This is a genomic window from Nibricoccus aquaticus (assembly GCF_002310495.1).
Classification (GTDB): domain Bacteria; phylum Verrucomicrobiota; class Verrucomicrobiia; order Opitutales; family Opitutaceae; genus Nibricoccus; species Nibricoccus aquaticus.
On the sequence record NZ_CP023344.1, the window covers coordinates 454,547 to 469,436 of the forward strand.

Sequence of the window (14,890 nt, forward strand, 5' to 3'; positions counted from 1 at the left end):
CGCGCTCCATGAGCAAAGCCCTCTTCCTCGATCGCGACGGCACGCTCATCGTCGATAAACATTACCTCGCCGACCCCGACGGCGTCGAACTCCTCCCCGGCGTAGTCGAAGGCCTGCGACGCGCCCGAGCCCTCGGCTACCGCCTCTTCCTCTTCTCCAACCAGTCCGGCGTCGGCCGCGGCTACTACACCCTCGAAGACGCCCTCCGCGTGAATGACCGCATGGAGAAACTGATCGCCCTCCCCACCCCGCTCTTCGACGGCGTCTGCATGGCCACGGAAACGCCCGATCAGCCGATGATCTACCGCAAGCCCTCCCCGCGCTTCATCAACGAAATGATCGCGCACCACACGCTCGATCCCAAGCAGTGCATCATGGTCGGCGACCGCGAGACCGACATCGAAGCCGGCCTCGCCGCCGGCACCCAGGTAGCCGCCCTCGCCAACGGCAAACTCACCCGCGACGCCTGGGCCAGATTCAACTTTCCGAATCTCGCCCTCCACGACGACTTCACGTCCTTCGCCGCCACCTTAAGGTAGGGCGCCGCGCATCAGACTCCGAGGTAGGGCGCGTTAGCCTTAACGCCGCCGGAATGCCACTGCCCACCCAGCATCCACACTCAGCCCCAGCATCATTTCCGTCGTCCTCTTCCAGCGCTCCCGAGTTCCAGATTAAATCCGTTCATTCCCTCTGCCATCAGTGTCCTTCAGTGCTCATCAGTGGTTAAAAAATCTGCCCTCCTCATCTTCATCGGCTTATCCTCCGTCCTCCGCCATTAGCGTCCATTCGCTGTTAAAAAATTCTCCGTCGCCCCATGCCTGAACTCGCCGAAGTCGAATTCTACCGCCGCCGCTGGGACGTCGCGCTCCGCCACCGCATCGAACGCGTCTTCCTCCACCCCCGCGCCGGCGTCTTCAAAACCTGCTCCCCCGCGCTCATAGAGTCCACGCTCCCCGGCGAAACACTCCTCAGCTCCGAAGCCGCCGCGAAACAAATGCTCTTCCGCTTCACCGGCGACGCCTGGCTCGGCGTCCACCTCGGCATGACCGGCGAACTCACCGCCCAACCCGCCGCTTTCGTCCCGCGCAAACACGACCACCTCGTCCTCGCCCTACGCGAAACCACCCTCGTCTTCAGCGACCCCCGCATGTTCGGCCGCATCCAGTTCCACCTCGGCCCCGACGCCCCCGCTTGGTGGACCACGATCGCTCCCGCCATTTCCTCCCGAGCCTTCTCTATCACCGCCGTCTCCGAATTCCTGCGACGCCGCGCCCGCACCCCGATCAAAGCCGTCCTCCTCATGCAGGAACGCTTCCCCGGCGTCGGGAACTGGATGGCCGACGAAATCCTCTGGCGCGCCGAAATCCACCCACGCCGCACCGCCGGCTCTCTCTCCGAATCTGAGATCACCGCCCTCCACCACGAAACCCGCCACGTCGCCAAACGCGCCCTCGAAATCATCGGTACCACCACCGCCCCCAATATCCCCGACCCACCGAAATCCTGGCTCTTCCCCCACCGCTGGACCGATGGCGGCCGCTGCCCCAAAACCGGCGTCCTCCTAAAACGTGAAGACATCGGCGGCCGCACCACCTGCTGGTCCCCCGCCCGCCAAAAACTCTGACTTCCCTGGAGCGACAACTTCCGTGTCGCCCTCCCCGCTCCGATTCCTTCCTGAGTTCCAGATTAACTCCCCTCCTCCGCATCCGACCTTTGCCTCTTCGCGTCTTTGCGATTCACCTCTCCCCCTCATGTCCGCCAAACAACGCCTCGACGAACTCCTCGTCGCCCGCGGCCTCGCCGCCACCCGCTCGCAAGCCAAGGCGCTGATCATGTCCGGCCGCGTTCTCCACGGCACCGAACGCCTCGATAAACCAGGCAAAGACTTCCCCATCGATCTCGACCTCACCGTCGAACAACCGCCCCGCTTCGTCAGCCGCGGCGGCGAAAAACTCGCCGGCTTCCTCGAAAAATTCCCCATCGATCTCAACGGCGCGCACATCCTCGACGTCGGCGCCTCCACCGGCGGCTTCACCGACTGCGCCCTCCAAGCCGGAGCCGCTTCCGCCACCTGCGTCGATGTCGGCCGCGCCCAACTACACGCCAAACTCCTCGCCGATCCCCGCGTCACCAACTTCGAAAAACTAAACGCCCGCAGCCTCCAGCCCGCCGACCTCCCACGCTCCGACTTCGACGCCGTGGTGATGGACCTCTCCTTCATCTCCCTCAAATCCGTCCTCCCCGCCGTCTGGCCATTCGTGCGCGTCGGCGGCGTACTCATCGCCCTCGTCAAACCCCAGTTCGAGGCCGGCCGCACTGCAGTCGCCAAAGGCCGCGGCGTCGTCCGCGACCGCGCGATCCAAGAAACCGTGCTCGCCGACATTTCCACCTTCGCCCTTCAAAAACTCCCCGCCGCCACGCTCATCGGCTCGATGGATTCCCCCATCACCGGCACCGACGGCAACCGCGAATTCCTCCTCGGCCTCCGCAAAGCCTGACGCCTAATTTTGCATGGAGGGATAACCTCCGTGCCGTCCGCGCTCCGTGCCCTACATTAGCGTGCATTAGCGCCCATTAGCGGTTCCACTCTCCGGCCTCCTCCCATCTCGCCGCCGCATGACGCCCAAGCCCATCCGCTCCCTCGCCCTCGTCGTCAACGACCAGAAAAACGGCGCCCCGCAAATCGCCGAAACGTTGACCGCCATCGCCCGCGAACACGGCGTCACCACGCGGACCACGTCTCAATTTCCCATTCCCACCGACTGGCTCAAAGGCGCCGACGCCTGCTGCGTCATCGGCGGCGACGGCACGCTTCTCGGCGTCGTCCGCGAATCCGCCCGCCACCAAGTCCCCATCATCGGCGTCAACCGCGGCAGTCTCGGCTTTTTAACTACGTACTCAGCCGACGAAGCCCGCACCCAATTCTCCGCACTCCTCGGCGGCGACTACTGCCTCGCCTGGCGCTCGCTCCTCGAATGCTCCACCGGCCCCGGCCAGCATGACCTAGCCCTCAACGACGTCCTCATCAAAGACGAGCGTAACTCCCACCTCGTCCGCCTCGAAGTCTACGCCGACGACGAACTCGTCACCGACTACTTCAGCGACGGCCTCATCTTCGCCACGCCCACCGGCTCGACCGCCTACAACCTCTCCGCCGGCGGCCCGCTCATTCATCCCAACGCCGAGGTCATCGCCATGACCCCGATCTGCCCCCACACTCTGAGCAACCGCTCCATCATCTTCCATCACGACGTGAAACTCCGCGTGTACAACCGCGCCGAAAACTTCCCGCTCCTCGTCGGCGTCGATGGACAACGCACCCTCGTCACCTGCGGCGACAACCCCATCGAAATCTCCCTTTCGTCCATCCGCCTCCCGCTCATCCAGCGCCGCGACTACGAACACTTCTCCGTCGTCCGCTCCAAACTCAAATGGTCCGGCGGCGCCGCCAGCGACGCGCAAAAATAAGGTGGAGCGCGCACTCCGAGCGCGCTGAGCGACATCGAAGCAGCTCGTAACGCTGAGAGCCGTCCGCCCGCTTCCAGCTCTCACTGATCATTGCTGATTGGTCACTGGTCATTCGCGGCTTTCCCGCCGCCGCCTCACCCACCCGCAAACACCGCCCGAAACCCCGCCTCCGTCAAAATCCGCGCCACCTCCTCGCGCTTATCTCCTTGGATCTCGATCCGCCCGTCCTTCACGGTCCCGCCCACGCCGCACGCCTTCTGCATTTTCTTCGCGAGCGCCTCCTTTTCCGGCAGCCCGATCCCGGTAAACCCCGCCGCCACCGTCACCGTCTTGCCGCCGCGCCCGTTCTTCTCGCGCAAAACATCCACCCGACCCCGGTTCTTCTCCGGCACCTGCGCCGCCCCTTTATCCCCGCCGACCTGCGCTTTCCCGTCCGCCGACCCAGCCCACACCGGCCCGCTCGGCAGCGCCAAACCGCCCAGCGCCCCAAACGGATTCTGCCCCAGCGACTGCCCGCCGCTCATATCCACTTTGCCGCTCTTTTTGTCCGTGCTCATGAGCCCGCTTTCTTAGCCGCCCGTCCGCCGCAAATGCCAGCCGGGATGTCACTTGCCCCGCCCAAAAACATCTCGGCCTTCGCGTAACTGCGCCGCTCCAGGAAATGAACCAACTGCGGATGCAGCGTCTCCCGCCCCGCCATCACAAAGTCGTCGAGCCGCGCCATCTCCCGCGCAATCACCGCCCCATCAGAGGCCTTTATGCCAGCAAGGAGGGCGATTAGGGATTCTTTGATCTGTGTCTCCATAACGAATACGTGCCGTAACTAGTTACTTTGCTTCAAATGCTTACACCTTAAAATCACCCCATGAATGCCCCGCATTCATGTCCGGTTTCAACTTGAGAAAACACCCCCTCAGGTTACTCCTACCCACCCCACCTCCACTATAATGTAGCGTAATGGAGCTGGCCGTCCGACACGCGCTCCACGCCACACATAGCTTTCCTTTTAATTTTCTACACATGAATTCACTGACGCTTCCAACTCGGGCCAACGCCGACCTCATCGAGGCCGCTTATCGTTCGTGGCTGGATAATCCAGAATCCGTCGATCCCACCTGGCGAGCCTTCTTTCAAGGCTTTGCCCTCGGCAACAACAGCGGCGGCTCCATCACCGCAGCCGTCGGCGCCAGCACCGCAAGCGGCGAACGCGTCAACATCATCGACAGCATCAAGCAGTCCCAGGTCCACAGCCTCATCTACCACTACCGCGCCCTCGGCCATCTCCAGGCGCACCTCGACCCGCTCAGCCCGCCCCCGGCACCGTCGCCCCGCCTCGCTCTTTCAGAATTCGGTCTCACCGAAGCCGATCTCAACGAATCCTTCGACGTCGGCCACTACCTCAACGGCGGCCAGATGCGCCTCAGCGAGATTATCGAGAACCTTCAAAAAACCTACTGCGGCCGCATCGGCGTCGAGTACATCCACATTCAGGATACCGAGATCCGCCGCTGGCTTCAGGAAAAGATGGAGCCCTCCCGCCTCCAGCCAAAATTCACCACCAAACAGAAGCGCCGCATCCTCCGCCGCCTCCACAAAGCCGAGCTCTTCGAGAAATTTCTCCACACCAAATTCGTCGGCCAGAAACGCTTCTCCCTCGAAGGTGGCGAGACCTTCATCGCTGCCATCGACGCGATCCTCGAAGCCAGTCCCGAGCTCGGCGTCGAGGAGATCGTCATGGGTATGGCCCACCGCGGCCGCCTCAGCGTCCTCACGAACATCCTCCGCAAGCCCTTCGATGTCCTCTTCGAACAGTTCTCCGAAAACTACATCCCGCACACCGTCGGCGGCGACGGCGACGTAAAGTACCACCTCGGTTACGAATCTGTCCTCGAAACCTCCGACGGCAAAAAGGTCGAGGTCCGCCTCGCCGCCAACCCGTCCCACCTCGAAGCCGTCAATCCCGTCGTCGAGGGCAAGGCCCGCGCCCGCCAGCGCATCCGTGGCGACACCGAGCGCCGCAAAGTTCTCCCCTTCCTCATCCACGGCGACGCCGCCTTCGCCGGCCAGGGAATCATCGCCGAGGCGTTTAACTTCTCCCAGCTACCCGGCTACCGCACCGGCGGCACGCTCCACTTCGTCATCAACAATCAGATCGGTTTCACCACGCTCCCGAGCGATTCCCGCTCCTCGCGTTACTGCACCGACATCGCGAAGATGATCGAGGCCCCCGTCTTCCACGTAAACGGCGACGACCCCGAGGCCGTCTGCCTCGTCACGCTGCTCGCCTTGGAGTTCCGCCTCAAGTTCCAGCGCGACGCCGTCGTCGATATGTATTGCTACCGCAAACACGGCCACAACGAGTCCGACGAGCCTGCCTTCACCCAGCCCACGCTCTACAAGAAGATCGCCGCCCATCCGGCGATCTCGACGATCTACACTGAGAAACTTATCGCCGAGAACTCCCAGACGCAGGCCGACTCCGACGCCATCAAGGCCGAGTACACCGCCGCCATGGAAGCCTCCTTCGCCAAGGCCAAGGCCGCCGAAGCCGCCGCCTCCGCGAAAAAGGAACCCGCCGACAAATTCAAAGGCTCCACCGCGATCTTCCAGCCCGCCTTCAACCACACGCCCGTCGCCACTGGCACCACGCCCGCGATCCTCGAAAAAACGGTGCTGGGGCTCACACGCGTCCCCCCCGATTTTAAGATCAATCCCAAGATCAAACGCATCCTCGATACCCGCCTCGAAGCCTTCAAGGCCGGCGGTCCCGTCGACTGGGGCTTCGGCGAAGCCCTCGCATTCGGCTCGCTCCTCCTCGAAGGCACGCCCGTCCGCCTCAGCGGCCAGGATTGCGAACGCGGCACCTTCAGCCACCGCCACGCCGTCCTCTACGATTTCGAAACGCGCGAAAAGTACGTCCCGCTGCTCAACCTCGACGAAAAGCAGGAACGCTTCTGCGTCTATAACTCCCTCCTCTCCGAAAACGCCGTCCTCGGTTTCGACTACGGCTACTCGCTCGATTACCCACAGATGCTCTGCATTTGGGAAGCCCAGTTCGGCGACTTCGCCAACGGCGCCCAGGTCATCATCGACCAGTTCCTCGTCTCCGGTGAATCGAAGTGGCAGCGCAACAGCGGCATGGTCCTCCTCCTCCCGCACGGCTACGAAGGCCAGGGCCCCGAGCACTCCTCCGCCCGCCTCGAACGCTTCCTTCAAAGCTGCGCCGAGAACAACATCCAGGTCGTCAACCTGACCACGCCCGCGCAGATCTTCCACGCCTTGCGTCGCCAGATGAAGCGCGACTTCCGCAAACCGCTCATCGTGATGTCGCCCAAATCCCTCCTCCGCAATCCGGCCGCCGTTTCGCGTATCGAGGAATTCACCACCGGCTCCTTCCAGGAAATCATCGACGACCCGCAGGCTCCGAAAAAAGCCGCCCGCCTCATCGTCTGCTCCGGCAAGGTTTACTACGACCTCGCCGACTACCGTGAGAAAAACAAAATCACGGACACCGCGATCATCCGCATCGAACAGCTTTACCCGCTGCACAAAAACAAGCTCGCCCAGCTCTTCGACAAATACGGCCGCGACGCCCGCCTCATCTGGGCCCAGGAAGAATCCCAAAACATGGGCGCCTGGTCGCACATCGCCCCCGAACTCGAAGAGATCTTCGGCCGCAAACCCAAGTACGCCGGCCGCGACGCCGCGTCCTCTCCCGCCGTCGGCGCCCTCGCCGTCCATAAACTCGAACTCAGCGCCCTCCTCCAGGACGCGTTCAACCTCTGATTTATTGAATCGCAAAACCGAACGGACGCTTAGAAATCCAAAGATGTTCTTTGCGTCCGCCTTCGCGTCTTTGCGTCTTAGCGCTTAATCATTCACGCAGCATACCTCCCGCACCCTTCTCCATCATGGCTCTCCTCGAAGTTAAAATCCCGCCCATGGGCGAATCCATCAGCTCCGGCGTCCTCTCCAAGTGGCACGTCAAAGACGGCGACATCGTCAAAAAGGACCAGCCGCTCTTCGAGTTGGAGACCGATAAAATCACCTCCGAAGGCACCGCCGAAGCCGCGGGCAAAATCTCCCTCAAAGTTGCCGTCGGCACCGAAGTGAAAATCGGCCAGGCCGTCGCCTCCATCGATTCCAGCGCCTCCGCCGGTTCTGCTGCTCCCGCAGCCGCACCAGCCGCCGAATCGAAGTCCGCCGCCAAATCCACCGAGCAATCTCCCGCCGTCCGCCGCGTCGCCGCCGAAACCGGCATCGACCCCGCCACGGTCGACGGCTCAGGCAAAGGTGGCCGCGTCACCAAAGGCGACGTGCTCGCCGCCGCCGAAGGCAAATCCGCTCCCGCGCCCACCGGCCCGGCTCCTCTCGCGATCCCTTCGCGCACCGCCGCTCCTTTCCCGACCTCGACACCCGCAGCCGCGCCCGCTCCAGCCGCCTCCTCCGGCGACCGCCAGACGCGCAAGAAGATGACTCCCCTGCGCCAGAAGATCGCGCAACGTCTCGTCCAGGCCCAGCACCAGGCCGCCATGCTCACGACCTTCAACGAGGTCGACATGTCCGCCGTCATGGACCTCCGCAAAAAGTACCAGGACGACTTCGTCAAAAAGAACGGCTTCAAGCTCGGCTTCATGTCCTTCTTCACGAAGGCCGTCGTCAACGCCCTCCAGGAAATCCCCGGCATCAACGCCCAGATCGACGGCGATACCATCGTCCAGAATAATTACTACGACATCGGCGTCGCCGTCTCGACCGAGAAGGGCCTCATGGTCCCCGTCATCCGCAACTGCGATCAGCTCAACATGGCTGGCATCGAAAAAGGAATCGCCGACGTCGCTAAGAAAGCCCGCGACGGCAAAATCACCCTCGCCGACCTCGACGGCGGCGTCTTCACGATCACCAACGGCGGCACTTTCGGCTCGATGCTCTCGACCCCGATCATCAACGCCCCGCAAAGCGCCATCCTCGGCCTCCACGCCATCAACGACCGCCCTGTCGCCGTCAACGGCCAGGTCGTCATCCGCCCGATGATGTATCTGGCACTCAGTTACGACCACCGCCTCGTCGACGGCAAAGAAGCCGTCACCTTCCTCGTGAAAGTGAAACAAGCCATCGAAGACCCCGCCCGCCTCCTTCTCAGCGTCTAAACCCTTTTGAACCACAGAAGCGCGGAGCTCACAGCCGTCGGTCAACCGACCTCTGTGCCCTCCGTGCCTCTGTGGTTCTGTTAATTTATGTCCTCCCAATCTTTCGACCTCATCGTCATCGGCGCCGGCCCCGGCGGTTATGTGTGCGCCTTCCGCGCCGCCCAGCTCGGCCTCAAGGTCGCCCTCATCGAGAAACGCGCCACCCTCGGCGGCACCTGCCTCAACGTCGGCTGCATCCCGAGCAAAGCCCTGCTCCACTCCTCCGAGCAATTCGTCTTCGCCAAATCCCACGCCGCCGAACACGGCATCAAACTCTCCTCCGTCGAACTCGATCTCGCGTCCCTTCTCAAAAAGAAGGACGGCGTCGTCACCAAACTCACCGGCGGCGTCGCCGCCCTCGCCAAGGCCCGCAAGATCACCGTCGTCACCGGCGCCGCGAAATTCGTTTCTCCGACCGAGGTCGAAGTCGCCACCGCCAATCCCGCCGAGCCTCAGCGTCTCACCGCGAAAAACATCGTCATCGCCACCGGCTCAGCGCCCGTCGAGCTGCCGTTCATGAAGTTCGACGGCGAACTCGTCGTCTCCAGCGACCACGCCATCGCCTTCGATAAAGTCCCGAAAAAACTCATCGTCGTTGGCGGCGGCGTCATCGGCCTCGAACTAGGCTCCGTCTGGTCCCGGCTCGGCTCCGACGTCACCGTCGTTGAATTCCTCCCGAAAATCGCCGCGACCTACGACGACGACATCGTCCGCAATTTCTCCCGCCTCCTCCAGAAGCAAGGCCTCAAGATCGAGGTGAACGCCAAAGTCACCGGCCTCCGCACCGACGGCCCCATCAAAGTCCTCACCGCCGAGCGCGAGGGCAAAGTCCTCGAATTCGAAACCGATAAAGTCCTCGTCGCCGTCGGCCGCCGTCCCTTCACCGACAACCTCGCCCTCGATAAAGCGGGCGTCGTTCTCGACGACAAGAAGCGCGTCAAAGTCGACGACCACCTTCGCACCAACGTCCCTGGCATCTGGGCCATCGGCGACGTAGTTGCCGGTCCAATGCTCGCTCACAAAGCCGAGGAAGACGGCGTCGCCGTCGCCGAATGGATCGCCGGCAAACACGGCCACATCAACTGGGACCTCATGCCCGCCATCGTCTACACCGACCCCGAGGTCGCCAGCGTCGGCCTCGGCGAAGACGCCGCCAAAGCCAAGGGCCTCGCGGTCAACATCGGCAAATTCAACTTCGCCGCCAACGGCCGCGCCATCGCCAACGACGCGACCGACGGCTACGTGAAGATCATCGCCGACGCCAAGACCGACAAAATCCTCGGCGCCCAGATCATTGGCCGCGGCGCCGGTGAACTCATTAGCGAAATCGTCACGCACATGGAATACGGCGGCAGCGCCGAAGACCTCGCCCGCACGGTCCACGCGCACCCGACGATGAGCGAAGCCGTCAAAGAAGCCGCCCTCGCCGTCAGCAAAAGCGCCCTCCACGCGATCTGATCCCGCTTCCCTCGTCCTTTCAGTTTCAAGGCCGCGCCCACTAAGGGCGCGGCTTTTTATTTCACCTCAAGAAGCACTTCCGTCTTCATCCACCAGATCGCTTCTCATCGTCCCGCGCCGCTGCAGCCAGTACGTCGCACACCAACACAGCAGCGCCCAAGCCGTCCCCGCGCTCCAGCCCGCCAGCACATCGGTTGGATAATGCACGCCGAGCAGCACGCGGCTGACCCCGATGATAAAGGCCAAAAATAGCGCCACATTGATAAAATAAATCTTCTCTCGTTTACGCACCGCCGTCTGCGCGAGCAGGGCCCCGAGCGTCAGATAAACCACCGACGCCAGCATAGAATGCCCGCTGGGAAAACTCTCCGAGGTCACATGCGATAGATGCGGCACCACATCCGGCCGCTCGCGATCAAAGACGTTTTTGAGCGAACCGCTGATCCCATAACCGCCCAGGGTCGCTACAACCACCAACGCCGCCGCCGCATATCCGCGGCGCAAGAGCAGGTACCCCAGCACCAGCACCGTCATCAGAATCAGCGTCATCGCACTGCCCAACGCGCTGACATCGCGCGCCACTTCCTGCACCCACCATGGACCGATGATTCGCGAGACGTCATCTGGCTGCCTCAGCGAGAGCATCAGCTTTTCCTCCAGCTCAAGATACTCACCCTGCGGAGCGGCTCGCGCCAGCAGTACGAAACCACACACCGCCACGATGAACGCCAGACCTGCACTGGTTAAAACGAACTCGTTCCAACCCGAGCGCCTCCAAAGGCTTTTCAGATGTGCAATCATGCGTGCCCGCAAAAAGCACGCCCATGCCAGACGCTCAAGTCTGCGCTGCAAATTCGCCCATGGGGATTTTCCCGATCATGAGAACCGCGTGGCGTTCCGCCGGTCCTTTCCCTCATCCAGAGCCATGCACGTCATCGCCATCCTCAATGAGAAAGCCGGCACCGCTGCAAACGACGACGCCGTCACCGATCAATCACTACGCGAAGCATTCGCCTCATCGGGCTTCCAAGCCGAAATCCACCTGCTCCCGCCAGCACAGATCGAGAAAGCTCTCCAACAAGCCATCGAACGCCGCCCGCAGGCCATCTTTGTCGGTGGTGGCGATGGCACCGTCAGCGCAACAGCAGGCCAGCTCGCTGACACTGAAATTCCCCTCGGCGTACTTCCACTTGGGACACTTAACCACTTTGCCAAAGACCTCGGCCTCCCGCCTGATTGGCGTGAGGCGATTGCCGCTCTCGCCGGCGGGAATACTCGCTCGGTTGATGTCGCCGAGGTCAACGGACACCTTTTCGTCAATAACTGCTCGATCGGCGCATACGCCGACGCCGTGCGCCACCGCGAAGAACTGCGTGAGCGGCATCAGCACGGCAAATGGTTCGCCATGCTGATCGCATCGTTTCGTGTTTTTCGCCGCTTCCGCCGCATTCGCTTTCGCCTGCAATCCGACGACGGCGAATTCGCCCTGCGCTCTCCATTCCTCCTCGTCGCCAACAATTGCTACGAGGGCAATATCCTCTCCCAAAGCCTGCGCGAGCGCATCGACGGTGGACAGCTCTGGATCTACTCCACCCGCGCTCGCCGTCACTTCACGTTTCTTCGCATGGTCTGGCAGGCACTCCGCCGTGAACTCGCCGCCGCCGATGCGCTCGACACTCACTCGACGACCGAAGCAACGGTGCATCTCGATGCACCCACTGTAGCCGCAGCCGCCGACGGAGAAATCCTCGAACTAAAAACACCGCTCCGCTTTCGCATTCGTCCCGGTGCCCTGCGCGTCCTCGCGCCACCCGCCGGCTACGCAAAAAGCAATAGCTCATGAGAAAGGTCGCGCATATCTCTGACCTGCATTTCGGAGCGCATCTGCCCGCAGTCGCCGAAGCGTTACGTGTCGATCTCCACGCATTTGATCCCGCGCTCGTCATCGCCAGCGGTGATTTCACCCAGCGGGCCCGCAGTAGCCAGTTCGAGCAAGCGCGTGATTTCCTCTCCCGATTGCCTCGCCCGCAACTCGTCGTCCCCGGCAATCACGACATCCCTCTCTACGATTTCACGCGACGTTTCCTGTCACCGCTCGGTCGCTACCGCCGGTACATCTCTAGCGAGGACGATCCGGTCTTCCGCGACGACGAACTCTTTGTCGCCGGTCTTAACACCGCACGCTCCCTCACCTGGAAAAACGGGCGCATTTCTCATCAGCAGCTAAAGAAGCTCCAGCAACGTCTCCAGGATGCTGGTCCACGCCTGAAACTCGTCGTCACGCATCATCCGTTTATCCCCCCGCCCGACGGTGCCGGCATCGCTCTCGTCGGACGCGCATCACACGCGATTCCGATTCTTGCTTCCAGCGGCGTCGATCTCCTGCTCGCCGGCCACCTCCATCACGGTTACGTCGGCGACACCCGCGCGCACTATCCGTCCTCCGACCGTGGCATCATCGCGGTGCAAGCCGGCACCGCCATCTCCCGTCGCGTACGCCACGAGCCTAACGCCTACAACCAACTAACGCTCCAGCTGGACAGCGTGGAAATCGAAACGCGGGTCTATCGTGACGGAGCCTTCACCCGTCTCTCTGTTCTTATCTTCAAACGCATCGAACAGCTCTGGGTGCGCTCCGAGCAGTAAGCTACCGACGCTCCTCGAAATAACTCAGCCGGCAGCTCCACCGCATCCGGCAGCTCTCACAGATACAGGTAAACATACACCGCAAAGATCAGCGCACCCGTGCCCGCCGCCGCCGCCAGCAACCACAACATGCTCCTCTTGCGCGCAGCCATCGCAAACGTCGCGATGATCACCGCCGCTTGCGCCGCCAGCATCCCGAAGAAAAACCGCTGGCTCCTCCGGTGATGCCGCTCCGCCGAAAGATTGCTCTGCCGCACCTGAAGTTCGTACAGGCTCGCCACCGCCTGATTCAGCCGCGCCTCCGCGTCGTAACGCATCGCCGAATACCGCAGCCGCAGCACCGTGAAATCCCGGCTGAGCGCGCGATGCACCGTCGTCGTCGGCTCCAGCAAATCCCCGAGCCGGTCTCCGCCCGTCACCACCGGCCGCAGCACGCCGTCAAATGACCGCGCATGTCCCTGCGCCGCCTTCAACGCCTCCGCGATCTCCACCGGTTTCACCGCATTCAAAATCCGCGTGAGCTCCGGCTCAGTCTCTCCGTGCTCCACCGCATCCAGCGCCGCTTTCACCCCCGCCACCGGCACCGGAGCCGCCGCCTGCTCGGGCAGTTTCCCCGCCAATAAAAACCCTAGCGCCGTCTGCACCTCCGCTGCTTCCGGCAGCGTCGCCGCCAGCGCCTTCAATCCTTCCACATCCAGCCCTCGCTCCATCTGCGTCGTTTGCACCACATCGAGCGTCCCGGACTGCACCGCGCTCCGCATCCGCTTCGCCTGAAAAAACGCCCACTGGTCGCCTGCCTTCGACTGCTGCTGCGCCGCCAGCGAGCGATCATACTGCGCCTGCGTCATCTCGCTCGACGCCAGCCCTGCGAGCATCGTTGCGATCACCGTCATCACGATCGGCGTGGCGTTCAGCACGCGCCCCCACGTCGTTTGCGGCGCGGCATCCTTGAGCTCCTGCGGGATTTTAATCTTCACCTGACGAGCTTTGCGCCTGCTCCCACCAGCCAGCGAGAGGAAAACAATCACCCGCGCCGCCGCGTTCGACGCACGATCGTCCGCCCGTTCAGCCACGGCCATTGCCCGCTCATCCTCAACAGCCCGCCGCTCGTCCGAAGGAACTGGCCGCAAAGCGGAAAACGCGATTCCCATGATCGCTCAACTCCGTCGCCCCAGAAATCCCCCTTCATCTCATGACCGCTTCAAATATCTCCGCCCGCCTCTTCGCCATTTTAACCAGCGTTGCCTCCTTTTTCTCCAGCCCGCTCGTCCACGCCCAAACCGAAGTCCCCCTTTGGCACGACGGCGCTCCCGGCCTCAAACACGACCAGCCCGAAGTCTCCGACGATCGCCACGAAACCGGCCGCGTCGATCGCTACCTCAGCTTCGTCAGCACGCCCACGCTCACCATTTATCCCGCTCCGGGCGACGCCCTCAACCGTCCCGCCGTGCTCGTCGTCCCAGGCGGCGGCTTCCGCTATATCTGCATCGACAAGGAAGGCATCGAAGCCGCGCACTGGCTCAACTCTATCGGCCTCACCGCCGCCGTTCTGAAATACCGCACGATGAATCCCGCCATCGAACGCAGCGGAAAAACCATCGAAGCGCTCCTCGCTCTCGGCGACATCGAGCGCGCCATGCGCGTCCTCCGCGCCAACGCCTCCGCCTGGAAAATCGATCCCTCGCGCATCGGCGTCATGGGCTTTTCCGCCGGCGGGGTGATGTCCCTCAAGCTCCTCATCGACTCCGACGCAGGCAACTCATCCGCCTCCGATCCCGTGGAAAAAGCAAGCAGCCGTCCCGACTTCATCGCCCTCGTTTACACCGGCCTGCCCGGTGGAAAATGGCCCAAGGTCGACGCTTCCACGCCGCCCGTTTTCATCGCCCACGCCTCCGACGACCCCAAAGCTCCGGCCCTCGTCGCCACAAAAATCTACCAACATTTGCAGGAGGGCGGCGCCTCCGCCGAACTCCACATCTTCAGCAAAGGCGACCACGGCTTCGGCGCTTTGCCTCCCAAAGGCTCCGTCCGTTCCTGGACCACCCTCTGCGCCGGCTGGCTGCGCGATCAGGGAATTCTCCCGGCGGAACCCGCCGCGAAATAGCCAGGGCAATCTCTGAACGCTCCCG

14 protein-coding genes are annotated in these 14,890 nt (G+C 62.7%); 10 read left to right on the forward strand and 4 right to left on the reverse strand.

All coding sequences use genetic code 11. The features are described from left to right. The first annotated feature begins 8 nt into the window (after positions 1-8). From CMV30_RS01920 to CMV30_RS01935, 4 genes are all read left to right on the forward strand, one after another. Positions 9-539 carry a D-glycero-alpha-D-manno-heptose-1,7-bisphosphate 7-phosphatase gene (locus CMV30_RS01920; RefSeq protein WP_096054453.1) on the forward strand — a complete coding sequence of 177 codons (531 nt, stop codon included), beginning with the start codon at positions 9-11 and terminating at the stop codon, positions 537-539. Between the two features lie 275 nt (positions 540-814). After that, positions 815-1,624: an Fpg/Nei family DNA glycosylase gene (locus CMV30_RS01925; protein ID WP_096054454.1), complete on the forward strand. Its 810-nt coding sequence runs from the start codon at positions 815-817 to the stop codon at positions 1,622-1,624. Between the two features lie 127 nt (positions 1,625-1,751). Then, on the forward strand, positions 1,752-2,498 hold the full coding sequence (locus CMV30_RS01930) for a TlyA family RNA methyltransferase (protein ID WP_096054455.1): 747 nt from the start codon (positions 1,752-1,754) through the stop codon (positions 2,496-2,498). A gap of 118 nt (positions 2,499-2,616) precedes the next feature. Further along, on the forward strand, positions 2,617-3,468 hold the full coding sequence (locus CMV30_RS01935) for an NAD(+)/NADH kinase (protein ID WP_096054456.1): 852 nt from the start codon (positions 2,617-2,619) through the stop codon (positions 3,466-3,468). A gap of 134 nt (positions 3,469-3,602) precedes the next feature. Here CMV30_RS01935 and CMV30_RS01940 read toward each other — a convergent pair whose 3' ends face one another. After that, positions 3,603-4,025, reverse strand: a complete 423-nt coding sequence (locus CMV30_RS01940) for a translation initiation factor (RefSeq protein ID WP_096054457.1) — start codon at positions 4,023-4,025, stop codon at positions 3,603-3,605. After that, the gene (locus CMV30_RS01945) at positions 4,022-4,273 is read right to left on the reverse strand and encodes a hypothetical protein (protein ID WP_096054458.1); all 252 of its coding nucleotides are present in this window, start codon (positions 4,271-4,273) and stop codon (positions 4,022-4,024) included. The genes CMV30_RS01940 and CMV30_RS01945 overlap by 4 nt, the downstream gene beginning before the upstream one ends. A gap of 215 nt (positions 4,274-4,488) precedes the next feature. Here CMV30_RS01945 and CMV30_RS01950 point away from each other — a divergent pair, with 215 nt between their 5' ends. The 3 genes from CMV30_RS01950 (at position 4,489) to lpdA (ending at position 10,115) form a co-directional block, all read left to right on the forward strand. After that, positions 4,489-7,254: a 2-oxoglutarate dehydrogenase E1 component gene (locus CMV30_RS01950; RefSeq protein WP_096054459.1), complete on the forward strand. Its 2,766-nt coding sequence runs from the start codon at positions 4,489-4,491 to the stop codon at positions 7,252-7,254. A 125-nt stretch (positions 7,255-7,379) separates the two neighbouring features. Continuing rightward, entirely contained in the window at positions 7,380-8,618 is a 1,239-nt protein-coding gene (gene odhB, locus CMV30_RS01955; protein WP_096054460.1) for a 2-oxoglutarate dehydrogenase complex dihydrolipoyllysine-residue succinyltransferase, read from the forward strand. An 87-nt stretch (positions 8,619-8,705) separates the two neighbouring features. Beyond that, entirely contained in the window at positions 8,706-10,115 is a 1,410-nt protein-coding gene (lpdA, locus tag CMV30_RS01960; RefSeq protein WP_096054461.1) for a dihydrolipoyl dehydrogenase, read from the forward strand. Between the two features lie 66 nt (positions 10,116-10,181). Here lpdA and CMV30_RS01965 read toward each other — a convergent pair whose 3' ends face one another. Then, the gene (locus CMV30_RS01965) at positions 10,182-10,916 is read right to left on the reverse strand and encodes a phosphatase PAP2 family protein (RefSeq protein ID WP_096057568.1); all 735 of its coding nucleotides are present in this window, start codon (positions 10,914-10,916) and stop codon (positions 10,182-10,184) included. 124 nt (positions 10,917-11,040) lie between these two features. Between CMV30_RS01965 and CMV30_RS01970 the strand changes: the two genes are divergently transcribed. Then, the gene (locus CMV30_RS01970) at positions 11,041-11,958 is read left to right on the forward strand and encodes a diacylglycerol/lipid kinase family protein (RefSeq protein WP_175414693.1); all 918 of its coding nucleotides are present in this window, start codon (positions 11,041-11,043) and stop codon (positions 11,956-11,958) included. Beyond that, positions 11,955-12,761 carry a metallophosphoesterase family protein gene (locus CMV30_RS01975; RefSeq protein ID WP_096054463.1) on the forward strand — a complete coding sequence of 269 codons (807 nt, stop codon included), beginning with the start codon at positions 11,955-11,957 and terminating at the stop codon, positions 12,759-12,761. Before CMV30_RS01970 ends, CMV30_RS01975 begins: the two co-directional genes overlap by 4 nt. A 56-nt stretch (positions 12,762-12,817) precedes the next feature. Here the strand turns inward: CMV30_RS01975 and CMV30_RS01980 are convergent, their stop codons facing one another. Continuing rightward, a complete protein-coding gene (locus CMV30_RS01980; protein WP_096054464.1) occupies positions 12,818-13,912 on the reverse strand; it encodes a DUF4337 family protein in 1,095 nt (364 codons plus the stop codon). A 41-nt stretch (positions 13,913-13,953) separates the two neighbouring features. Here CMV30_RS01980 and CMV30_RS01985 point away from each other — a divergent pair, with 41 nt between their 5' ends. Continuing rightward, positions 13,954-14,865 carry an alpha/beta hydrolase gene (locus CMV30_RS01985; protein ID WP_096054465.1) on the forward strand — a complete coding sequence of 304 codons (912 nt, stop codon included), beginning with the start codon at positions 13,954-13,956 and terminating at the stop codon, positions 14,863-14,865. The last annotated feature ends 25 nt before the right edge of the window (positions 14,866-14,890 follow it).

What these genes read in the sequence shown, in the direction of transcription:
- CMV30_RS01920 (WP_096054453.1), top strand. Translation starts at nt 9, where the DNA reads ATGAGCAAAGCCCTCTTCCTCGATCGCGACGGCACGCTCATCGTCGAT.
- CMV30_RS01925 (WP_096054454.1), top strand. Translation starts at nt 815, where the DNA reads ATGCCTGAACTCGCCGAAGTCGAATTCTACCGCCGCCGCTGGGACGTC.
- CMV30_RS01930 (WP_096054455.1), top strand. Translation starts at nt 1,752, where the DNA reads ATGTCCGCCAAACAACGCCTCGACGAACTCCTCGTCGCCCGCGGCCTC.
- CMV30_RS01935 (WP_096054456.1), top strand. Translation starts at nt 2,617, where the DNA reads ATGACGCCCAAGCCCATCCGCTCCCTCGCCCTCGTCGTCAACGACCAG.
- CMV30_RS01940 (WP_096054457.1), bottom strand. Translation starts at nt 4,025, where the DNA reads ATGAGCACGGACAAAAAGAGCGGCAAAGTGGATATGAGCGGCGGGCAG.
- CMV30_RS01945 (WP_096054458.1), bottom strand. Translation starts at nt 4,273, where the DNA reads ATGGAGACACAGATCAAAGAATCCCTAATCGCCCTCCTTGCTGGCATA.
- CMV30_RS01950 (WP_096054459.1), top strand. Translation starts at nt 4,489, where the DNA reads ATGAATTCACTGACGCTTCCAACTCGGGCCAACGCCGACCTCATCGAG.
- odhB (WP_096054460.1), top strand. Translation starts at nt 7,380, where the DNA reads ATGGCTCTCCTCGAAGTTAAAATCCCGCCCATGGGCGAATCCATCAGC.
- lpdA (WP_096054461.1), top strand. Translation starts at nt 8,706, where the DNA reads ATGTCCTCCCAATCTTTCGACCTCATCGTCATCGGCGCCGGCCCCGGC.
- CMV30_RS01965 (WP_096057568.1), bottom strand. Translation starts at nt 10,916, where the DNA reads ATGATTGCACATCTGAAAAGCCTTTGGAGGCGCTCGGGTTGGAACGAG.
- CMV30_RS01970 (WP_175414693.1), top strand. Translation starts at nt 11,041, where the DNA reads ATGCACGTCATCGCCATCCTCAATGAGAAAGCCGGCACCGCTGCAAAC.
- CMV30_RS01975 (WP_096054463.1), top strand. Translation starts at nt 11,955, where the DNA reads ATGAGAAAGGTCGCGCATATCTCTGACCTGCATTTCGGAGCGCATCTG.
- CMV30_RS01980 (WP_096054464.1), bottom strand. Translation starts at nt 13,912, where the DNA reads ATGGGAATCGCGTTTTCCGCTTTGCGGCCAGTTCCTTCGGACGAGCGG.
- CMV30_RS01985 (WP_096054465.1), top strand. Translation starts at nt 13,954, where the DNA reads ATGACCGCTTCAAATATCTCCGCCCGCCTCTTCGCCATTTTAACCAGC.